General features: G+C 71.5%; 15 protein-coding genes and 1 pseudogene. 11 read left to right on the top strand and 5 right to left on the bottom strand.

Features of this window, described 5'->3' with window-relative positions; all coding sequences use genetic code 11:
• Window positions 1-78 precede the first annotated feature (78 nt).
• Window positions 79-1257: an L-2-hydroxyglutarate oxidase gene (gene lhgO, locus ACLKM7_RS07570; protein ID WP_436446542.1), complete on the bottom strand. Its 1179-nt coding sequence runs from the start codon at window positions 1255-1257 to the stop codon at window positions 79-81.
• Between the two features lie 78 nt (window positions 1258-1335).
• On the opposite strand from lhgO, the gene ACLKM7_RS07565 reads away from it, so the two are divergent.
• Window positions 1336-1938 (top strand): acyltransferase, encoded by a 603-nt coding sequence (locus tag ACLKM7_RS07565; protein ID WP_436446541.1) that lies wholly within the window; start codon window positions 1336-1338, stop codon window positions 1936-1938.
• 41 nt (window positions 1939-1979) lie between these two features.
• Here the strand turns inward: ACLKM7_RS07565 and ACLKM7_RS07560 are convergent, their stop codons facing one another.
• Complete coding sequence (locus ACLKM7_RS07560) at window positions 1980-3155, bottom strand: glycosyltransferase (protein WP_436446889.1); 1176 nt, start codon at window positions 3153-3155, stop codon at window positions 1980-1982.
• A 100-nt stretch (window positions 3156-3255) separates the two neighbouring features.
• On the opposite strand from ACLKM7_RS07560, the gene ACLKM7_RS07555 reads away from it, so the two are divergent.
• The 7 genes from ACLKM7_RS07555 (at window position 3256) to ACLKM7_RS07525 (ending at window position 12477) form a co-directional block, all read left to right on the top strand.
• Entirely contained in the window at window positions 3256-3513 is a 258-nt protein-coding gene (locus ACLKM7_RS07555; protein WP_436446540.1) for a glutaredoxin domain-containing protein, read from the top strand.
• A gap of 151 nt (window positions 3514-3664) precedes the next feature.
• Window positions 3665-4519, top strand: coding sequence for a tryptophan 2,3-dioxygenase (kynA, locus tag ACLKM7_RS07550; protein ID WP_436446539.1), 855 nt, complete (start codon window positions 3665-3667; stop codon window positions 4517-4519).
• Entirely contained in the window at window positions 4519-5550 is a 1032-nt protein-coding gene (locus ACLKM7_RS07545) for an amidohydrolase family protein (RefSeq protein WP_436446538.1), read from the top strand. The genes kynA and ACLKM7_RS07545 overlap by 1 nt, the downstream gene beginning before the upstream one ends.
• Complete coding sequence (locus tag ACLKM7_RS07540) at window positions 5537-6877, top strand: kynureninase (RefSeq protein ID WP_436446537.1); 1341 nt, start codon at window positions 5537-5539, stop codon at window positions 6875-6877. Before ACLKM7_RS07545 ends, ACLKM7_RS07540 begins: the two co-directional genes overlap by 14 nt.
• Window positions 6878-7488: 611 nt before the next feature.
• Window positions 7489-8880, top strand: a complete 1392-nt coding sequence (locus tag ACLKM7_RS07535; RefSeq protein ID WP_436446536.1) for an MFS transporter — start codon at window positions 7489-7491, stop codon at window positions 8878-8880.
• 76 nt (window positions 8881-8956) lie between these two features.
• The gene (locus ACLKM7_RS07530; RefSeq protein ID WP_436446535.1) at window positions 8957-10786 is read left to right on the top strand and encodes an aldehyde dehydrogenase family protein; all 1830 of its coding nucleotides are present in this window, start codon (window positions 8957-8959) and stop codon (window positions 10784-10786) included.
• On the top strand, window positions 10783-12477 hold the full coding sequence (locus tag ACLKM7_RS07525; RefSeq protein WP_436446534.1) for a GMC family oxidoreductase: 1695 nt from the start codon (window positions 10783-10785) through the stop codon (window positions 12475-12477). The genes ACLKM7_RS07530 and ACLKM7_RS07525 overlap by 4 nt, the downstream gene beginning before the upstream one ends.
• 1335 nt (window positions 12478-13812) lie before the next feature.
• Here ACLKM7_RS07525 and ACLKM7_RS07520 read toward each other — a convergent pair.
• The 3 genes and pseudogenes from ACLKM7_RS07520 to ypfJ form a co-directional block, all read right to left on the bottom strand.
• Window positions 13813-15342, bottom strand: coding sequence for a DEAD/DEAH box helicase (locus tag ACLKM7_RS07520; RefSeq protein WP_436446533.1), 1530 nt, complete (start codon window positions 15340-15342; stop codon window positions 13813-13815).
• 410 nt (window positions 15343-15752) lie between these two features.
• Window positions 15753-16718 (bottom strand): annotated as a pseudogene (gene pip, locus ACLKM7_RS07515) (prolyl aminopeptidase); the annotation flags it as partial.
• Window positions 16715-17584: a KPN_02809 family neutral zinc metallopeptidase gene (gene ypfJ, locus ACLKM7_RS07510; protein ID WP_436446532.1), complete on the bottom strand. Its 870-nt coding sequence runs from the start codon at window positions 17582-17584 to the stop codon at window positions 16715-16717. The gene ypfJ and the pseudogene pip, both read right to left, overlap by 4 nt.
• Before the next feature lie 120 nt (window positions 17585-17704).
• On the opposite strand from ypfJ, the gene ACLKM7_RS07505 reads away from it, so the two are divergent.
• The 3 genes from ACLKM7_RS07505 to ACLKM7_RS07495 all read left to right on the top strand — a co-directional run bounded on the left by ACLKM7_RS07505 (window position 17705) and on the right by ACLKM7_RS07495 (window position 21253).
• The gene (locus ACLKM7_RS07505; RefSeq protein ID WP_436446531.1) at window positions 17705-18727 is read left to right on the top strand and encodes a malate dehydrogenase; all 1023 of its coding nucleotides are present in this window, start codon (window positions 17705-17707) and stop codon (window positions 18725-18727) included.
• A 48-nt stretch (window positions 18728-18775) separates the two neighbouring features.
• Complete coding sequence (locus ACLKM7_RS07500) at window positions 18776-20620, top strand: cation:proton antiporter (protein WP_436446530.1); 1845 nt, start codon at window positions 18776-18778, stop codon at window positions 20618-20620.
• A gap of 189 nt (window positions 20621-20809) precedes the next feature.
• Entirely contained in the window at window positions 20810-21253 is a 444-nt protein-coding gene (locus ACLKM7_RS07495) for a recombinase family protein (protein WP_436446888.1), read from the top strand.
• Window positions 21254-21306: the final 53 nt, after the last annotated feature.

Genomic DNA, 21306 nt, shown 5'->3' with positions numbered 1-21306 from the left:
GCCGAGTACGGAAACGGAAGCCGATTCCCTCAAGGTTTGCGCAAGGTGCTGCGCGGCGCCCCGCGCGCCCCTAGCCGATCAGAGCCGGCTCAGCAGGTGCTCCGCGATGGCGAGCGAAGACGTCGCGGCCGGCGACGGCGCGTTGCGCAGCACCGTGACCGGGCCGACGACATCGATCGCGAAGTCATCCAGCAGCGACCCGTCACGCGCCCACGCCTGCGCGCGCACACCCGCTGCAGTCTTGATCGTGAGATCGCGCGGCTCGAGCGCCGGCACGAAGCGGCGAGCGCGACGGTAGTACGCCGACTTCGAAAGCGACCCCCACGTCTCGTAGATCCCCATCCGCCAGTGCTGGCGCGCGAGCGGCCATGCGCCGGGCCATGTCATCGATGCCCAGGTGTCGCGTACCGACACGTCACGCCAGGTATATCCCTCGCGCGCGAGCGCCGGCACGGCGTTGGGCCCCACATGCACCTGGTCGTCGTATCCGCGGGTGAAATGCACTCCGAGGAAGGGGAACCGCGGATCGGGGACCGGATAGATCATTCCGCGCACGAGATCCGCGCGCATCGGGTCGAGCTGCCAGTACTCGCCGCGGAACGGCAGGATCCGAGGCGACGGGTCGGCGCCGACCAGGGCGGCGACCGCATCGGAATGCAAGCCTGCGCACACCACGAGCCGATCCAGCCGCCGCGCCGCGGTCGACGTCTCGACGATCACGCCGTTCGGTTCGCGACGGATCCCGGTGACCTCGGCGTTGAGCATCACCTCACCGCCGGCATCCCGGACATCGTCCGCCATCGCCTTCGCGATCGCGACATAGTCGACCACGGCTGTCCGCGGCGAGTGGAGAGCACCCACACCGGCTGCGGCCGGCTCGATCTCGCGGACGCCGTCGGCGTCGACGCGCGTCAGTCCCGGAACGCCGTTGGCGGTCGCTCGCTCCTCGAGCGCCGCGAGCGCCGGCAGCTCGGATTCGTCCACCGCCACCACGAGCTTGCCCAGTTCGCGGTACGGCAGCCCTCGGTCCAGGCAGAAGTCGCGGATCGCGACGCGTCCCCGCGCGCACAACTCGGCCTTGAGCGATCCAGGCGCGTAATAGATCCCGGCGTGCACGACACCGGAGTTGTGCCCGGTCTGGTGGGCGGCGACGCGCTCCTCCTTGTCGAACACGACGACGTCGTCGCCACGGAGGGCGAGAGCGCGTGCAACGGCGAGACCCACGATGCCGGCCCCCACGACGCCATACTGTGTCACGTCCCCGCCTCCCGCGGTTCATCATAGAGACACGAGCCGACGACGAAGCCCACCGAACCCTTTCGAGGAGACCGCATCATGTCCGACGCCCCCGTGGTCCAGCCCACCGCCGATGTCGCCGGGTCGGCAGAGCTAGGCGCCCGCACGCGCGTCTGGCACCTCGCGCAGGTGCGAGAGGGCGCCACACTCGGCGATGACTGCAACATCGGACGCGGTGCCTACATCGGACCCGGAGTCGTGCTCGGCGATGCGTGCAAGGTGCAGAACTACGCCCTCGTGTACGAACCGGCGCGCCTCGGCGACGGCGTGTTCATCGGGCCGGGCGCGGTTCTCACCAATGACGAGTTCCCGCGTGCGACTGGCCCCGACCTCTCGCTCAAGAGCGTGGACGACTGGCACGCGGTCGGCGTGACGATCGAGCGCGGTGCCTCGATCGGAGCGCGCGCGGTGTGCATCGCGCCGCTGACCGTGGGAGCCTGGGCGCTCGTCGCCGCGGGCGCGGTCGTGACGAAGGACGTCCCCGCCCACGCGCTCGTCGTCGGAGTCCCGGCTCGCCGCATCGGCTGGGTGGGGCGCCTCGGCAAGCCGCTCATCCAGCAGGACGACGGCACCTGGCGATGCCCCGAGTCCGGGGAACGCTACATCGAGACCGACGGCACGCTCGCTCTCGAGGGTGCGTAACGCCGGATCGAGCGGATGCCGCAGCCTGCAGCATCCCTCCTCTAGAGCTCGCCGGGCTCCATGACCTGCGCGTCGAGCTCCTCGACGATGCGGCGCGCTCGGCTGGGTTCCGCGCCGGCCTTGCGCGGGGCGTACACGACCAGCGAGTGGAACACGAAGCGCACGAAGAACGCGACGACGAGGGTCATGGCCGTCGCCACGACGGCCGAGAAATGCCACGACTCGACCATGAGCGCGATGATCGGGATGCGCACCAGCGCCTCGGCGTTGTTGAACGTGAACGACTTGGCGAAGCGCAGCCAGCCGCTCGCCGCGGAGTGCCGCATGTCGTGGAAGACGAAGCGCTCCTGCAGCAGGAAGTTGCCGATGATGGTCGCCTCGGCCGCGATGATCGCGGCGACGATGTAGCCGACGCCGAGCTGGGTCAACGCCCACACGATCGCCACGTTCGCGACGGCGCCGAGCCCGCCGATGACCGCGAACAGCGACATCTTGCCGAAGCGCAGCGCGGTCAGCTGCGTCAGGAAGTGCACGCCCTGGCGCACTGACGCCTTGGACTCCCCGGCGTGCCGGTCGGCGAAGTCGAACGGCACCTCGGCCACCCGCAGCGGGCGGCGCGCGAGGATCTCGAGCAGGATCTTGAAGCCACGCGGGCGCAGCACGGCCTGATCGACGGTGCGGCGGTCGATCAGGAAGAACCCCGTCATCGGGTCGCTGACGTCCTTCAGCCGAATCGGGAACATCGCCCGTGTCACGGCCGTCGACACCTTCGACACGAGCACCCGCGTGCGATCCGCGAGGCCGTGCGACGTGCCGCCGCCGGCATAGCGCGAGCCGACCACGACGTCGACGTCGCCGCGCGAGAATCGCTCCCACAGCTCGGGGATCTTCTCGGGCGGATGCTGCAGATCACCGTCGATCACGAGGCACGCGTCGGATTCGGCCGCGGTGAACCCCTCGAGCACGGCGCCCCCCAGGCCCCCGGAGGCCACAGTGCGATGGATGAGGCGGACAGGAACGGATGCGGATGCCGCGACCTCGCGGATCACGTCGGGTGTGGCATCCGTGCTGTCGTCCACGAAGACGATCTCGGCCTCGAGCCCGCCCGGAACGCCCGCCTCGACGCACACACTCTCGACGGCCACGGTGACGCGACGAACCAGCTCCGCGACGTTGGGAGCCTCGTTGTAGGTGGGGACGATGATCGACAGCTGCACTGCGGCCCATCTTCCCACGCGGAAATGACAGCCACATGTCGTCGGGTGAGACGGGTCCGCGCTCGGAGCCCGCCCAGGATTCTCGGGGGAGGATGGAGGGATGACTTCTGCATCGACGATCACGATGTTCGGCGCCGATTGGTGTCGTGACTGCATCCGCACCAAGCACCAGCTCGACGGGCTCGGCGTCTCGTACACCTACGTCGACCTCGTCGCCGACCCGGCCGCCGCCGATGTCGCCCGCGACATCTCAGGACGTACGAACATCCCCGTCGTGGTGTATCCGGATGCCTCCCACCACGTCGAACCGTCGAACGCCGACGTCGAAGCCAAGCTCCGCGAGCTCTCGCTCATCTGACTCATGGGGCCGGGTGGGCGTGTCCCCTTCTGGGACAAGGGGCCCTACCCCGACTTCCCAGAAGGGGACACGCCCACCCTCCCGTCAGCTCCATCCCGAGCCCGGCTCCGCGGGGGTAGGGGCGCGAAAGGTTGCTCGTTAGGCTGAGGCCGTGAGCGAAGGCGTCGAACGCAATACCCGGGCGATCGAAGGCACGGTCGTCACCGACTTCGCCGATCGCATGACCTATGGCGGGTACCTCGATCTCGCGACCCTCCTGTCGGCGCAGCGTCCGCTGAGCGACCCCGAGCACCACGATGAGCTGCTGTTCATCGTGCAGCACCAGACCACCGAGCTGTGGCTCAAGCTGGTGCTGCACGAGCTGGCCGCCGCGTGCCGATACCTGCGTGAGGATCAGCTCGCGCCCGCACTGAAGTGCATCGCGCGGGTCAAGCACATCCAGAAGACCCTGACCGAGCAGTGGTCGGTGCTGGCCACGCTCACGCCCGCCGAGTACGGCCAGTTCCGTGGCGTGCTCGGTCACGCCAGCGGCTTCCAGTCGGCCCAGTACCGCGCCGTGGAGTTCACCCTCGGCAACAAGAACGCCGGCATGCTGCGGGTGTTCGAGTCGGAGCCCGCCTCGTACGAGCTCGTGCGCGCGGCGCTGGAGGCGCCGAGCCTCTACGACGAGTTCCTGCGGATGCTCGCCCGCTCGGGCTACCCGATCCCGGCCGAGCTGATCGAGCGGGACGTCACGCAGGCGTGGACGTACAGCCCTGAACTGGTGCCCGTCTTCGTCGCGATCTACGCCGACCCGCAGACGCACTGGGCCGCGTACGAGACGTGCGAGGAGCTGGTCGACCTCGAGGACGACTTCCAGCTGTGGCGCTTCCGGCACCTCAAGACGGTCGAGCGCATCATCGGGCACAAGACCGGAACCGGCGGCTCGAGCGGTGCCTCATTCCTGCGGCGAGCGCTCGACCTGACGTTCTTCCCCGAGCTGTACGCGGTGCGGACGGAGCTGTGATGGACGAACCCTCCTCGCGCAGCTCCGATGACACGCCGTCGCGCAGCGCCAAACGGGCTTCCACCCACGCGCTGCACGCACTGCTCGGCGAGCGGGCCGCCGTGTGCCGTCGGGCGATCACAGGCGAGCACGGCGTCTCCCTGCCACCTCTCATCGATCATCACGTGCACCTGCATCTGATCGACGCCGGCCTGCTCGCGCGCGGCGGGATCGCAGGAGTGGTCGACATGGGCGGCGACCCGGTCGCCCTCGCGCGCCTCGACAGCCGCGGCATTCCGCGAGTGGCATATGCCGGCGCGTTCCTGACGGCGCCCGGCGGGTATCCGGTCGGACGATCGTGGGCGCCCCCGGCGATCGCCCGCGAGATCACCAGCCCCTCGACCCACCCGGGCGTTCACGGCGGGGCGGCGACCGCGGTCGACGAGCAGGCTTCGTTCGGGGCATCCGTCATCAAGGTCTCGCTCAACAGTGCGGCAGGGCCCGTGTTCGACCGCACGACCCTCGATGCCGTCGTCGCGAGCGCGCGCGAGCGCGGTCTGCCCGTCGTCGGGCATGTCGAGGGCGAAGGGATGCTGCAGCTCGCGATCGACGCCGGTGTCGACGTGCTCGCGCACACGCCGTTCACCGAGCACATGGGCCGCCGCCTCACCGCCCGCGCGGTCGCGGCCGGCCAGCGCTGGATCTCGACCCTCGCCATCCACGACGGCGATCCGGAGTCCGCCGACCGGGCCCGCGTCAATCTCGCCGGCTTCGCGGCGGCCGGCGGCCAGGTGCTCTACGGCACCGACCTGGGCAACGGCGAGCTGCCGGTGGGAGTGAATCAGGCCGAGGTCGCAGCCCTCGACGCCGCGGGCGTGCGCGGAGCGGCGCTCATCGAGTCGATGGTGGCGCCCTGGCCGCGGGTCGAAGAGCTCTCGGGTGTGTCGACGTTCGTGCCGGGCCCGCAGCCGGCCGACCTCGATGACGTGCCCGCGTGGATCTCCGCGGCGACCGTCGTGCCGAGCGAGGAGCTCATCCATGACGAGAACTGAACCGGTGGCGGACGGGGCTGCCGACGGCGCGCCGATCGCGCTGCTGCAGGCGGAAGCATCCGTCCTCGATGACGCCGACCCGTTGCGAGGGCACCGCGACGCGTTCGTCGGCGCCGAGACCTCGCTGGTCTACTTCGACGGCAACTCGCTGGGCCGGCCGTTGAGGGCGAGTGTCGATCGACTCGCCGCCTTCACGCGTGACGAATGGGGCGGCCGGCTGATCCGCGGGTGGGACGAATCGTGGATGCAGCTGCCCTTCGAGATCGGCGACGCCATCGGCCGCGCGGCGATCGGCGCGGCAGGCGGACAGACGGTCGTCGGCGACTCGACCACGGTGCTGCTGTACAAGCTCGTGCGGGCGGCGTTCGACGCCGCCGTCGCGAGTGACCCCGCACGGGTCGAGATCGTGGTCGACCGCGACAACTTCCCCACCGACCGGTACGTCGTCGAGGGCATCGCCGCCGAGCGGGGCGGACGCGTGCGGTGGGTCGTCCCCCCGGCCTCTCCACGCGCCGCTGGCGCGTCCCACGGAGCCTCGGGCGGCGTGGGCCCGGTCGACGTGACCTCCGGCGTGACGCCAGAGCTGCTGCGCGAGGCGGTCGGGCCGCAGACGGCGGTCGTGCTGCTGTCGCATGTCGCCTACCGGTCGGGATTCCTGGCGGACGCCCCGGCCCTCACGCGCATCGCGCACGAGGCCGGCGCGTTCATCGTGTGGGACCTGTGCCACTCCGCCGGCTCGGTACCGGTCGAGGCCGACGCGTGGGACTTCGACATCGCCGTCGGATGCACGTATAAGTACCTCAACGGAGGACCCGGATCGCCGGCGTTCGCTTACATCGCCTCGAGGCTGCAGGACCGCCTGGTGCAGCCGATCCAGGGATGGATGGGTGCCGCGGACGTGTTCGCGATGGGCCCGTCGTACATTCCGGCGACCGGGATGCGCCGCTTCCTGTCGGGCACACCCCCGATCGTGGGCATGCTGGCGATGCAGGACACGCTCGCGCTCATCGAAGCCGTCGGCATCGAGGCGATCCGCGCGAAGTCGATCGCGCTCACCGACTTCGCGGTGCGAGTGGCCGACGCGCTGCTCGAGCCCCACGGCGTCACGGTCGCCTCGCCGCGGGATGCCGCGGCCCGGGGCGGGCACGTGACCCTTTCGCATCCGGCGATGCGTCGGGTGACGGCGCGGCTGTGGGCGCAGGACGTCATTCCCGACTACCGCGACCCCGGCGGTCTTCGGATCGGCCTCTCGCCGCTGTCGACCTCGTTCGCCGAGACGCTCGCCGGGCTGCAGGCCGTCGAGGCCGCCCTGCGCGCCGAAGCCTGACCGGCGGCGGCCACCCCTCGTCGGGTGCGAAAACACCAGTCCGTCGCACGACACGCCGCAACCCGGCATCCGTCCCCGGCGTGGCGCCGTCACCGACTGGTGTTTCCGCACAGAAGACAGGCAGTGCCCGGGTTCGGCGCCGGGTTGCGAAAACACCAGTCCGTCGCACGACACGCCGCAACCCGGCATCCGTCCCCGGCGTGGCGCCGTCACCGACTGGTGTTTCCGCACAGAAGACAGGCAGTGCCCGGGTTCGGCGCCGGGTTGCGAAAACACCAGTCCGTCGCACGACACGCCGCAACCCGGCATCCGCCCCCGGCGTGGCGCCGTCACCTACTGGTGTTTCCGCACAGAAGACAGGCAGTGCCCGGGTTCGGCGCCGGGTTGCGAAAACACCAGTCCGTCGCACGACACGCCGCAACCCGGCATCCGTCCCCGGCGTGGCGCCGTCACCTACTGGTGTTTCCGCATAGAAGACAGGCCGTGCGCGGGCTCGGCGCTGACTTACACTGACGCGCATGAGCAATGAGGCTCCACCAGCGTCCGAGGACGCGCCTGGGACCACACGCCCAGAGGCTCCGGACGACGCGCCAGCGGCGCCCGGAGGGGGCGTGGGGACCGTTTCGCCTGCCCGGCTGACACGCGGCACGATCGCCCGCTATGCGACCGGCTCGCTCGGCACGGGTGGCTTCGCGACGCTGCCAGGGCTCGTGCTGACGTACTACCTGACCGACTCGCTCGGGGTCGCCGCGCTTGCTGCGGGCGGCGTGATCACGGTCGCGAAGGTGTGGGACGTCGTCATCGACCCCGTCATCGGCGCACTGACCGACCGTGACCAGGCGCGCCACGGCAGCCGCCGCCGACTCATGCTGATCGGGGCATGCGCACTGCCGCTGCTGTTCGCCCTCACGTTCGCCGTGCCGCCCGCGCTCGGACCGGTGGTGGGTGCGATCTGGGTGCTCATCGCCTTCACTCTGACCGCGACGGCGTTCAGCCTGTTCCAGGTGCCCTACATCGCGCTGCCTGCCGAGCTCACTCCTCGCTACGACGAACGCACGCGCCTGCTCACGTGGCGCGTCGTCGTCCTCACTCTCGCGATCCTCCTCTTCGGTGCCGGCGGGCCCGCGCTGCGCGGCATGGCCGACGACCCCGCGGTCGGCTACCTCGTGATGGGGGTGGTCGCCGGGGTCGTGATCGGGATCGGGATGCTGGTGGCCACGGCGGTCGCGCGACGCGCGGTCGTCCCGTCCCCCGCCCTCGGGACCGCACCAGGCGGCACCGCAACAGCGCGCGGGATCCGCGAGCACTATGCGGCCGGCATCCGGGCACTGCGGCGCAGCCGCGCGTTCCGGATGCTGCTCGCCACGTTCGTGCTGCAGGCCCTGGCCACCGGCCTCATGCTCGCGGGCGCGCAGTACGTCGCAACCTGGGTGCTGCACTCCGAGGCCGCCGTCGAGCTGCTGTTCATCGCGCTCATCGCACCGGCCCTGCTCGCGGCACCCGCGTGGGGCGTGCTCGCTCGCCGCATCGGCAAGGAGCGGGCCTTCGCGATCGCGAGCGTCGTGTTCGCCGCCGCAGCGCTGTCGATCATCGGCGTGCTGTGGGCGCCCGGCACGTGGATCTACGCTCCGGTGGGCATCGCCGGAATCGCGTACGCCGGAATGCAGTCGCTGCCCATGGCGATGCTGCCGGATGTCATCTCGTACGACGAGCGCACGGCGCCGGATGCGGCCGGCGGGGGCCCGGGCCGAGCCGGCGCGTTCAGCGGCGTCTGGACGGCAGGCGAGACCGTCGGCTTCGCGCTGGGCGCGACCGTGCTGTCGATCATCCTCGCCGCGACCGGCTACGTCTCGTCCGTGGCGGGTCAGCTGGTGGAGCAGCCGGATGCCGCCGTCACCGGCATCGTGCTGAGCTTCAGCGTCGCTCCCGCCGCGCTCATCGCCGTGAGTCTCACCACCCTCGCGCGCTATCCGCTGCGGCGCCGCGACATCGATCCGGCGTGAGATCGGGTCGCGGCATCCGTGGGACCGCGTCCGCGTCGCGTCGTAGACTGAGGCTCCCGCCCGAAGGAGAGCGCCCGTGCCGAAGGCCGCCCCCACACCCGCCTCATCCGGCGCCGGTTCCGGTGTGAAGCCGGGCCGGGCTGCGAAACCTGCCGCCGCCTCCCCCGGTGCGACAGACGCTCTGCCAGAAGCCACCATCGCCGCCCTCGACGAGGCGCTCGCACAGCTCGAGACCGGATCGCGGTCGTGGCCGCACCTCACGATCGACCAGCGCGCACGCCTGTTCGACCGGCTGCACGCCACGACAGCCGCCGTCGCCGAGGAGTGGGCCGACGTCGCCGCCACGAGCAAAGGCCTCGAGCCGGGGCATCCGCTGCGTGGTGAGGAATGGCTGTCGGGACCGTACGCCGCCGTCGTCGCCATCGACGCGTACCGCTCGACGCTGCGCACGCTCGCGCGGGGCGGCAACCCACTCGATGGAGTGAAAACGGATGCCGCGCCCGGCGACCGGCTGCGCGCGCAGGTGTTCCCGGCGACGGCGGTCGATGGGCTCATCCTGTCGGGCTACACGGGCGAAGTGTGGTTCCGGCCGGGTGTCTCGCTCGACGACATCCGCCGCGGCGCGGGGCTCGGTCAGCTCACGCCGACCGAGCCCGGCGGCATCGGTCTCGTGCTCGGCGCCGGCAACGTCACGTCCATCCCCGTACTGGACGTGCTCTACGAGCTGCTCGCCCACAACCGGGTCGTGGTGCTGAAGGTCAACCCGACGCAGGACGCCCTCGTGCCGGTCTTCGAGCGGGCGCTTGCGCCCCTCATAGAGCCGGGGTTCCTGCGCATCGTACGCGGCGGGGGCGACGTCGGCGCGCATCTGGCATCCCACCCGGCCATCGCGCACGTGCACATCACGGGCGCGGCGCCCACGTTCGACGCGATCGTGTGGGGTTCGGGAGCCCAGGCGGCCCGCCGCAAGCGCGAGAACCGCCCGCTCCTGAAGAAGCCGATCACCGCGGAGCTGGGCGGCGTCTCACCGATCATCATCGTGCCCGGCGAGTGGAGCGATGCCGACCTGCGCTTCCAGGCCGAGCACGTCGTCACGATGCGCCTGTACAACTCGGGGCACAACTGCATCGCCGGCCAGGTCGTGATCCTCAGTTCCGACTGGCCGCAGCGCGCGGCATTCCTCGCCGAGGTGCGGCGGGCCTTCGAGGCGGCGCCCCGGCGCCCGGTCTGGTACCCGCGGAGTGACGAGAAACTGGCGGCCGCGGCATCCGATTATCCGGATGCCGAGCGGTGCGCCGACGGAACCCGCCTGCTCGTCGAGACCCGTCCCGACGAGGCGCGGGCCATCGAGAGCACCGAGTATTTCGCACCGGTCCTGGGCGTCGTGTCGCTGCCCGGCAACGGCCAGGAGTTCCTCGACCGCGCCGTCGAGCACGCGAACGACGCGCTGGTGGGGACGCTGGGCGCCAACGTGCTCATCGATCCCGAGACGCAGGCAGCGCTCGGCGAGGCCTTCGAGCGCGCGCTGGAGCGGCTGCGCTACGGCACGATCTCGATCAACTCGTGGACGGCGTTCGGCTTCCTCACCCCGACGCTCGCGTGGGGCGGCTTCCCCGGCGCGACGACGCAGGACGTGCAGAGCGGAATCGGCATCGTGCACAACGCCCTGCTGCTCGACCACGTCGAGCGGTCGGTCACACGTGGGCCGTTCCGGCCGTTCCCGCGCTCGCTCTCGCCGCGGGCGCTCGGTGCCTCGGGCGGACGCGCGTTCTCGGTGCTGCCCAAGCCGCCGTGGTTCGTGACCTCGCGCACCGGCACGGAGGTGAGCGCGGGGTTCACGCGCTTCCGCATCGACGGTGACTACGCCGCGTTCGCGCCCGTGCTGCTCAAGGCCTTCCGCGCGTGAGGCCGTCGCGCCGACGTGGGCACGCTCTCGGCCTCGAGGCGGACTACGTCGTCGTCGGTGCCGGCTCGTCCGGAGCCGCCCTGGCCGCGCGGCTGAGCGAGGACCCGAGCGTTTCGGTGCTGCTGCTCGAGGCGGGCGGTCCCGACACGGCTCTCGAACTGCACGTGCCGGCGGCGTTCAAGAAGCTCTTCCGCAGCGCCTACGACTGGAACTACGACACCGTCCCGCAGCCGGCGCTCGAGGGGCGCACCGTGTACTGGCCCCGCGGCAAGACGCTGGGCGGGTCGTCGGCGCTCAACGCGATGATGTGGGTCCGGGGCTTCGCCGCCGATTACGACGAGTGGGCGGATGCGGCAGGCCCGGCCTGGTCGTGGCGGTCGCTGGTCTCCTACTTCCGCCGGGTGGAGCGCACCGAGTCCGCGATGGGTGCGGCCGCGGCGGACGGTTCCGCTGAGCCGACGCATGGTACCGACGGCGCCCAGGCGGTGCAGCATCAGCGGGATCCCCGACCCCAGACGGCCGCGTTCCTCGCGGCGGCGGCCGAGCTGGGGCATCCGGTCACCGCCGCGAATCTTCCAGAGGGCCAGGGCTTCTCGCAGACCATGGTGTCGCAGTCACGCGGCACGCGCGTGTCGACGGCCGACGCGTACCTGCGGCCGGCGCGACGACGACGCAACCTGCGCATCGTGACCGGCGCGCACGTGCGGCGCGTGACGTTCGCGGTGGCTCCGGACGCCGCACCCCACTCCGCAGGCGCGCCACCCCGCGCGACGGGCGTGTACGTCGACATCGGCGGAGTCACCCGCCACGCGACGGCGCGGCGCGAGGTGATCCTGTGCGGCGGGGCGATCAACACCCCGCAGCTGCTGATGCTCAGCGGCATCGGGCCGGCCGCGCACCTCGCCGAGCACGGGATCGCGGTCGTCGTCGATGCACCAGGGGTGGGATCGAATCTGCAGGACCACCTCGTCGCCGGCCTCGCACCCGCCGCGAAGGGCGGCACGCTCTTCACCGCCGAGAGCCGGCAGCAGCTCGCCCGCTACCTGAGCGGGCGCCGCGGGATGCTGACCTCCAACGTCGCCGAGGCGTATGGGTTCGTGCGCACCGCCATGGCCGATCGCGCGGGGATGCCCGCCGGTCTGCCCGACATCGAGATCATCTTCGCGCCGGCGCCGTACGTGGGCGAGGGACTCGTGCCGCTGCCGGGCGAGGGGCTCACGGTGGGCGCGATCCTGTTGCGGCCGCGCAGCCGCGGCACGATCCGGCTCGCGTCCGCCGACCCGTACGCGAAGCCGCTCATCGACCCGGCCTACCTCTCCGACCCCGACGGCATCGATGCCGCCACGATGCTCGCCGGCCTCGCCGAGTGCGAGCGGCTGATCGCCACCGACGCGCTCGGCGCCGTCACGAACGGCGGCTGGATCCAGCCCGACGGCGGCGAGCGCATGACGCCCGAAGAGCGGGCCGAGCTGTCGCTGCGCCGCTACTCGCACACGCTGTATCACCCCGTCGGCACCGCCCGCATGGGCGCAGGGCCGGAAGCCGTGGTCGACCCCTCGCTGCGAGTGCGCGGGGTCACGGGGCTACGGGTGGCCGACGCATCCGTCATGCCCACGCTCATCCGCGGCCACACCAACGCCCCTGCGATCGTGATCGGCGAGGTCGCCGCGGACCTGATCCGGCAGGGCTGAGTCGGAGCACGCCCTCGGCGGTCTCGCGGTGACGCCCATCGCCCCGCCGAGCCCCGCGTCCCACCTCAGGTGTCACAACACGCGGAATCGCGACACCGGATGCCGCGTGTTGCGCCACACGAAGCGGGACGCCCCGGCCCCGCGCCCCACCTCAGGTGTCACAACACGCGGAATCGCGACACCGGAGACCGCGTGTTGCGCCCCACGAAGCCCCGACGCGTCCTGGCTGCCTGCGCCGGGTCAGGGCACGTCCGGCCGGAGGCCGCGACCGGATGCCGCAGCATCCGCCCCTCAACCCGCACGCGTACGCAGCCGGGCCCGGCCAATCCCCGCGTCCCACCTCGGGTGTCACAACACACGGAATCGCGACACCGGAGACCGCGTGTCGCGCCCCACGAAGCGGGACGCCCCGGCCCCGCGTCCCACCTCAGGTGTCACAACACACGGAATCGCGACACCGGATGCTGCGTGTTGCGCCACACGAAGCCCCGGCTCATCCTGGCAGTCGGCGCCGGGTCAGGGTGCCTCCCGCCCGAGGCCGGGACCGGATGCCGCAGCATCCGCCCCTCAACCCGCACGCGCACGCAGCCGGGCCCCGCGCTGAGCCGGGCCGCAGCCACGACCACGACCGCGACAGGTCAACCGCGCTTCCACAGGACGTTCCGTGGCGAAAACTTCCTGTGGAAGCCCGGTTGACCTGTTGAACGCACGCAAACCGCCGCGTCCTGCCGCGGGTCCAGACCGCAGCATCCGCTCCGCCCGGCGGGTTCGCAGCTCCGCCGGGGGGTCGCGGCTCCGCCCGGCGGCGAACCGCGCGCAGGGCGGCGGAATCAACCCGAGTCCTCCGCCCATCGAGCGATGCTCCGCCCGGCGGGGTTTTCGCGGCTCCGCCCGGCGGGGCTTCGCGGCTCCGCCCGGCGGAGGTTCGCGGCTCCGCCCACCGAGCGATGCTCCGCCGCTCCGCCCGGCGGGGTTTGCGCGGCCCCGCCCGGAGGCGAACCCCGCTCAGGGCGGCGGAACCAACCCGAGTCCTCCGCCCATCGAGCGATGCTCCGCCCGGCGGGGTTTTCGCGGCTCCGCCCGGCGGGGCTTCGCGGCTCCGCCCGGCGGAGGTTCGCGGCTCCGCCCACCGAGCGATGCTCCGCAGCTCCGCCCGGCGGGGTTTGCGCGGCTCCGCCCGGCGGCGAACCACGCTCAGGGCGGCGGAACCAACCCGAATCCTCCGCCCCTCGAGCGATGCTCCGCCGGACGGAGGTCCGCGAAATGCAGCTCGCCCGCCGCGATCCGCAGCGAGGAGCTGCGGTCGCGACGGGCGAGCGAAAGGAGTGAGCGGCGTCAGCGCCCGGTGCGGCGGTTGCCGCCGTTCTGGCGGACGACCGAGCCCACCATCAGCTTGCCGGTGCCGCCGCCCGAGGCGCGACGCCCCGGGGTGCGCGGGTTGCCCTGCGCCGGCTGCGCGGAACGGGTGTGACCGGCGCTCTGGTCGGAGCGCTGGTGCGAGCCCTGCACGCGGTCGGTGCTCTGAGTACGGCCGGCGCCCTGACCGCGACCGCGGCCCTGACCCTGACCGGCGCCACGGCCTTCGCCGCGACCCTGGCCACCGCCGCGCGCAGCGCGCTTGCGCTGCGCGTTCGCGCCCTGGCTCGTGCCGCCGCCGCGCACCTGGGTGTGCACCGGCTCGGGCTTGACGTACGGAGCGACCTCGCCCACGAGCTCGGCGACCTCGCGCGAGGACGCGGTCACCGCTACTGGAGCGACCTTGATGGCCGCCTTGCGTAGCAGCTGCGCGACGTCCTTCTCCTGGCCGGGAATCACGAGAGTGACCACGGCTCCCTCAGCGCCCGCGCGGGCGGTGCGGCCCGAACGGTGCAGGTACGCCTTGTGCTCGGTGGGCGGGTCGACGTGGATGACGAGCTCGACGTCGTCGACGTGCACACCGCGCGCCGCGACATCCGTCGCCACCAGCACGCGGGCAGTGCCCGACGAGAACGCTGCCAGGTTGCGGTCGCGCTGCGGCTGCGACAGGTTGCCGTGCAGATCGACGGAGGGAATCCCATCGGCTGTCAGCTGCTTGGCGAGCTTCTTGGCCTGGTGCTTGGTGCGCATGAACAGGATGCGGCGTCCGGTACCCGAGGCGAGCGTCTTGATGACGTCCTTCTTCGCCTCGGCGTCCATCGTGAAGACGTGGTGCGTCATCGCCGAGACGTGCGAGGTGGCCTCGTCGACGGAGTGCAGCACCTCGTTCTGCAGGAAACGGTTCACGAGCTTGTCCACGCCGTTGTCGAGCGTCGCGCTGAAGAGCAGGCGCTGTCCGCCGGACGGCGTGGCGTTGAGGATGCGCGTGACACCGGGCAGGAAGCCGAGGTCGGCCATGTGGTCGGCCTCGTCGATCACCGTGATCTCGATCGCGTCGAGGTGGACGTAGCCCTGCTTCATCAGGTCTTCGAGGCGACCGGGGCACGCGACGATGATGTCGACGCCGGCGTTCAGCGCCTGCACCTGGCGGTTCTGGTTGACGCCGCCGAAGATCGTGGTGGTCGTCATGCCGTACGCCTTCGCGAGCGGTGCGAGCACCGCGTCGATCTGGGTGGCGAGCTCGCGCGTGGGCGCCAGCACGAGGCCGAGCGGGCGGCCCTTGCGGCGGTTGCCGCCGGCGAGCTTGGTGCCCAGGCGCGCGGCCATCGGGATCGAGAAGGCGAGGGTCTTGCCCGAGCCGGTCTTACCGCGTCCGAGGACGTCGCGGCCGGCGAGGGTGTCGGGAAGCGTGTCGATCTGGATCGGGAACGCGGTGGTCTTGCCGTCGGCCGCGAGCGCGTCGACGAGGGGCTGCGGCACGCCGAGCGCGCCGAAAGTGACATCAGTCATGAAGGTTGTTCTCCGGGCACATCGATGCCCTGTCGGTGGCCGGGGCGGATTTCGCCCACGGGTCGCCGTACGAAAGTCATCACCGGCATCGCACTTCGATGAGAAGGCGGCGGCGGGAGGGGAAGCGTTCTACGACGCAAGAAGCGCAAGAAGCGCTGCAAGTCCTCCCACCCTACCAGTGGCTGCCTGAGCGTTCGTCGCTCCCCGCCGACCACCACGCCGACTCGCGCGAAAACACCAGTCCGTCACGACGACGCGCCGGTGACGGATGCCGCAGCCCGGCGTGTCTCGTCACCGACTGGTGTTTTCGCAGGGGAGCCTTCGGTGGTGAAGGGGTGGGTGGTGTCGGCACCGGCCGCAGACGACTTCTCCTCGGCGCCCGACGTGACGGGGGCGAGGGGGACGGATGCCGCGAAGCGGTCGGTCGCGGCACGGAGCGCACGGGCGATTCCCGGTTCGGATGCCGCGTGCGAGGCATCCGGAATCATCAAGAATTCGGCCTCGGGCCAGGCGCGGTGCAGATCCCACGCCGTCATGGGCGGCGTGCACATGTCGTAGCGGCCCTGCACGATCACCGCCGGGATGTGCCGGATCGCGTCGACGCCCGCGATGAGCTGCCCCTCCTCGAACCAGCCGGCGTGCAGGAAGTAGTGGTTCTCGATGCGCGCGAGGGCGACCGCGGCGCGCGGCTCTGTCATCGTGTCGACGAGATCAGGGTCGGGCAGCAGCGTGAGCGAGGCCGCCTCCCACTGCGACCACGCGACGGACGCCGGAACGTGCACCGCGGGATCCGGATCGGACAGGCGCCGGTGGTACGCCTCGAGGAGGCGCGACCGCTCGAGCACGGCGACGGGGGCGATGAAGTCCTCCCACAGGTCGGGCAGCATCGCCGATGCGCCGCCCTCGTAGAACCACTCGAGCTCGTGCCGCCGCAGGGTGAAGATGCCGCGCAAGATCAGCTCGGTCACGGCGTCGGGGTGCGCCTGGGCGTACGCGAGGGCGAGGGCGCTCCCCCACGAGCCGCCGAAGACCTGCCACCGCTCGATGCCGAGGTTCTTGCGCAGCAGCTCGATGTCGGCGACCAGATGCCACGTGGTGTTGTGGCGCAGATCGGCATCGGGCTCGCTCGCGTGGGGCGTGGAGCGTCCGCACCCGCGCTGATCGAGCAGCACGATGCGGTACCGATCCTGGTCGAAGAAGCGCCGGTGATATGGGGCCGTACCGCCACCCGGCCCGCCGTGGAGGAATACCACGGGCTTGCCGTCGGGGTTGCCACTCTGCTCCCAGTACACGCGGTTGCCGTCGCCGACGATGAGCTCGCCGGATTCGTACGGCTCGATCGGCGGATACAGGATGTCGTCGAGCTGCTCGTTCATAGGCTTCCCCCCGGAATGCCGAAAGTGTCGCACGCCGACCAGCCGCTCTGATACCCGGTCTCGAACCATCGCTGACGCTGCTCGCTGGAGCCGTGGGTCCAGGTCTCCGGGTTGACGAAGCCGCCGGACTCCTGCTGAATGTGGTCGTCGCCGACCGTCTGCGCCGCGTTGATCGCGTCCGCGATCTCCTGCTGGGTTGGCGGCTGGAGGTAGCGCACGCCGTTGTCGTCGACCTCCTCGGCCATCTTTCCCACCCACGCGCCGGCGAAGCAGTCGGCCTGCAGCTCCATACGCACGCCGTTGCTGTCGGGTCCCGAGCCGTTGTTCGGGTACTGCTGCATGATGCCGCCGATGTTCTGCACGTGATGCCCGTACTCGTGCGCGAGCACGTAGAGCTGCGCAAGGGGACCGGCCGTCGCACCGAAGCGCTCGCGCATGAGCGCGAAGAACGTCGGGTCGATGTAGACGGCCTCTTCGGGCGGGCAGTAGAAGGGGCCGGTCTGGTTCGACGCCACACCGCACTGGCTCTGGGTCGAGCCGTCGACGATGATGAGCTGCGGCGCGCGGTAGCCCTGCACCTCGCCGCCCCAGTAGAGGTCGAGCACCTCGGCGCCCGCGACCAGGCGGCAGTCGTCGCGCGCGTTGGCGTCGGCGCCGGTCTCGCAGTTCGCGATGACGGTCTCGCCACCGCCGCCGGCCTGCGGCAGCGCAGGCACGATCGACGAGATGTCGGTGCCGGTGAACAGCTGGAACAGCAGCACCGCGATCGCGCCGAGGCCGGCGATGCCGCCACCGGCGACCGCCGCCCCCGCGCCGCGACGCCGTGCCGAACTCCCCCCGACACTGGCGTTCTGGTTGAACGTCATGGCCTTCACGGTACCCCCGGCGCCGCGCCGGGTCACGTTTCGACGCGATCACGCCCCCTTTCGGTTCTCGGCGCCGGACGCGGGAGAGGGATGCCGCGGCACGGGAATAGGCTCGGAGGCATGGCCAGCGAACCCACGACGGTGACGATCACGGGAGCCGGGGGGCAGATCGGCTACGCTCTGCTGTTCCGCATCGCGGCGGGCGACATGCTCGGCCCCGACCGGCCGGTGCGGCTGCGGCTGCTCGAGATCCCGCAGGGAATGCGCGCGGCCGAAGGCGCCGCGCTCGAGCTGCAGGACTGCGCCTTCCCGCTGCTTCACGACATCGAGGTCACCGACGACCTGCTCACCGCCTTCAACGGCACGAGCATCGCCCTCCTGGTCGGGGCGCGTCCGCGCGGCCCGGGCATGGAGCGCGGCGACCTGCTCGCCGCGAACGCCGGGATCTTCGGGCCGCAGGGGGCCGCGATCGGCGCCGTCGCCGACGACGACGTCCGCGCCGTCGTGGTGGGCAATCCCGCGAACACGAATGCGCTCATCGCCGCGGCATCCGCTGCCCCCGACATCCCCGCCGATCGCTTCACGGCGCTCACCCGCCTGGACCACAACCGCGCCGTGGGCCAGCTCGCCGACGTGCTCGAGGTGGGGCCCGGCGACATCGCCGACGTCATCATCTGGGGCAATCACTCCGCGACCCAGTTCCCCGACGTGGCCCACGCCGGGCTCGCCGACGGGCGGTCGGTGTCCGAGGCCCTCGCCGAGCGTCTGGGCGGTCGCGAGGCGGCGACGGCGTGGCTCGACGACGTCTTCATCCCCCGCGTGGCCAAGCGCGGCGCCGAGATCATCGAGGTGCGGGGCTCATCATCGGTCGCCTCGGCCGCGAACGCGGCGATCGAGCACGTGCGCGAAGAGCAGCTCGGCACCCATCGCGGCTGGACGTCGGCCGCGGTCGTCTCTCGCGGCGAGTACGGCGTGCCCGAAGGCCTGGTGTGCTCGATGCCCGTGACCTCGCGGGGCGACGGGCACGGCTACCGCATCATGGAGGGGCTGAAGTTCGACGCTCGCGCACTGGCACGGTTCGAGGCATCCGTCGACGAACTCGTCGCCGAGCGCGACGCCGTCCGCGCGCTCGGCGTGCTCTGAGCACTCGAGGTCACTAGGCAGCGACGCCCCGTCACTAGGCTCTGACTCGTGGAAGCGCTCGTCGTGATCATCGTCGCGGTCGTCGTGATCGCGCTGGCGACGGCGATCGCCCCGAAGCTCGGTATCGCCGGCCCGCTCGTGCTGCTGCTGATCGGCGCCGCCGTCAGCCTGCTGCCGTTCGTCGAGGTGCCCGAGATCGACCCGGAGTGGATCCTCGTCGGGGTGCTGCCGCCCCTGCTGTATTCGGCGGCCGTCGCACTGCCCGCGATCGAGTTCCGCCGGGACTTCGGCCCGATCGCGGGACTGTCGTTCCTGCTCGTGATCCTCAGCTCGGTTGCGCTCGCGGCCTTCTTCCTCCTCGTGATCCCGGGCATCCATCCCGCGATCGCCGTCGCACTGGGCGCGATCCTCAGTCCGACCGATGCCGTGGCGACGTCGATCGTGAAGCGGCTCGGGGTCTCGCGCCGCGTCGTGACGATGCTCGAAGGCGAGAGCCTGCTCAACGACGCGACCGCACTGGTGCTGCTTCGCACCATGATCGCGGCCGCCGCGGTGGGCACCGCGGGACTGGCCACGGACGAAGAGCTGGGCTTCGGCTTCCTGCCCGCGTTCGGCTGGGGCGTGCTGGTGGCGGTGGTGGTCGGGGCGATCGTCGGCTACCTCAATCTGCGTCTGCGGGCGCTGATCGGGCATTCCGCGGCGAACACGGCAGTGGGCTTCGTCGTGCCGTTCGTGGCATACCTGCCGACTGAGGAGCTGGGCGGCTCGGGCCTCGTCGCGGCGGTCGTGGCCGGCATCGTGACGGGCCAGGGTGCCGCCCGCTGGTTCACGCCCGAGCAGCGGATGTCGGACGAGCACAACTGGCGCACCGTCGAGCTGGTCCTCGAGGGCGCCGTCTTCCTCGTGATGGGCCTCGAGCTCAACGCGATCGTGGCCGAGAACATCGAGGAGCACAACGGCCTGGGCACCGGGATCGGCATCGCCGCCGGCGCGCTCGCACTGGTGCTCGCCGTCCGTGCCGCGTACGTGTCGGTGCTGGTGTGGCTGCAGAGCCGCCGCGCCCGCGGGCGACAGCGGGAGCGGCTCGAGGCGATCGGCGCGCGGATCGACGCGCTGGCGGCGGGCGACGACTCGCCGCCGATCCGCGGAGGCGGGGGAACGACATCCGCTCCCCCGGCCGGTCGCCAGGCGCGCCGGATGGCCCGCCGACGACAGCGCCTCGAGGAGCGCGCGCGTCGCGCGCCCGGCCCCGACGATCCGCGGACGCAGCGCCGGCTCGCGTCGATGCGGCATCGCGTGGGCCGCGCCCTCGGCGACCTGAACTACTACCAGGCGTCGCCGCTGGGCTGGAAGCACGGCACCATTATCGTGTGGGCCGGCATGCGCGGCGTCGTGACGCTCGCGGCCGCGCAGACGCTGCCGCGCGAAGACACCCCCGATCGCGCGCTGCTCGTGTTCATCGCCTTCGCGGTGGCGGCGGGCAGCCTGATGCTGCAGGGCTTCACGCTGCCCTGGCTGGTGCGCCTGCTGCGCCTGCAGCGGACCGGCGACGACCACCTCGATCGCGCCGAGCAGTCGGCGCTGGACGACGAGCTGCGCGGCGCCGCGGTCGCCGCGCTGTCGGCGCCGTCGCTGCGACGCCGCGACGGATCGGAGTTCTCGAGCGAGCTGCTCGAGCGCGTCGGCGCGCGGCTGACCGATCCTCCCGACGACGAGACCACCGCGTCGGCCCGGGATCTGCTCGAGCTGCGGCTGGCGATGATCGAGGCGATGCGCGAGCGGCTGAACGCCGTGACCTCGGGCGGGCAGTACAGCACGCCGGCACTGCGGCACGCCCTCGCCGAGCTCGACGCCGACCAGCTGAGCCTCGAGCTGCGTCTCGACGGCGAATGACCTGCGCGGGCGCCCGGTCCAGCCCGCAGCACACGGCGAGCGCGTTCTCGGGAGACAATGGACCCTCGGGGAGATCACGGCGCGGGCGAAGGGGCGGCTGACATGGGTGAGGTCACTCACGACGCAGAGACGACGATGACGGATGCCGCGGGCACGGCGCCCGACGGACCGATCGACATCGCGCGTGCCATGGCCGGCGGCGAGGCATCCGTCGACACCGCTCCCCTGCACGTGCCGCACCCGGCCGCCGAGTGCCCGAAGTGCTTCACCGAGATGCAGCAGGACCGCAACTGGTGGCGCGCCCGGCCCGCCGGCTCACGCCTGGTGGGCCTGGTCATCTCGCGCGACGACATGCCGTCGGTGGTGGAGCAGCGGGACGACCTGACGCGCTTCGGCGTGCCGATCCACGGCTTCCGCCACCCCGCTCCCGAGACGCTCGAGTCGTGGGAAGAGCGACTCGTGCGGCTGTTCGGCACGCTGCGGCAGGGCGACGTGCTCGTGGTCGCGAACGTCCATGCCCTCGGCCGCGACATCGACGAAGAGACCCGCACCGTGGCCGAGCTGCACCGCCGCGGCGTCGTCGTGAAAGTCGTCAGCCACGGCGGCCGCCACCTCTACGACGCCGGACGCTGACCGGGCGGCCGCGCGAACCCGGTAGCGAAAACACCAGCCGGTCACGAGACACG

The sequence above is a fragment of the Microbacterium sp. I2 genome (assembly GCF_051364985.1).
GTDB lineage: Bacteria > Actinomycetota > Actinomycetes > Actinomycetales > Microbacteriaceae > Microbacterium.
The sequence above is the reverse complement of the archived record's forward strand: the minus strand, read 5'-3'. Positions and strand labels throughout refer to the sequence as shown.

What these genes read in the sequence shown, in the direction of transcription:
- ACLKM7_RS07520 (WP_436446533.1), bottom strand. Translation starts at nt 15,342, where the DNA reads ATGACTGATGTCACTTTCGGCGCGCTCGGCGTGCCGCAGCCCCTCGTC.
- ACLKM7_RS07555 (WP_436446540.1), top strand. Translation starts at nt 3,256, where the DNA reads ATGACTTCTGCATCGACGATCACGATGTTCGGCGCCGATTGGTGTCGT.
- ACLKM7_RS07565 (WP_436446541.1), top strand. Translation starts at nt 1,336, where the DNA reads ATGTCCGACGCCCCCGTGGTCCAGCCCACCGCCGATGTCGCCGGGTCG.
- ACLKM7_RS07495 (WP_436446888.1), top strand. Translation starts at nt 20,810, where the DNA reads ATGGCCGGCGGCGAGGCATCCGTCGACACCGCTCCCCTGCACGTGCCG.
- ACLKM7_RS07505 (WP_436446531.1), top strand. Translation starts at nt 17,705, where the DNA reads ATGGCCAGCGAACCCACGACGGTGACGATCACGGGAGCCGGGGGGCAG.
- ACLKM7_RS07545 (WP_436446538.1), top strand. Translation starts at nt 4,519, where the DNA reads ATGGACGAACCCTCCTCGCGCAGCTCCGATGACACGCCGTCGCGCAGC.
- ypfJ (WP_436446532.1), bottom strand. Translation starts at nt 17,584, where the DNA reads ATGACGTTCAACCAGAACGCCAGTGTCGGGGGGAGTTCGGCACGGCGT.
- ACLKM7_RS07540 (WP_436446537.1), top strand. Translation starts at nt 5,537, where the DNA reads ATGACGAGAACTGAACCGGTGGCGGACGGGGCTGCCGACGGCGCGCCG.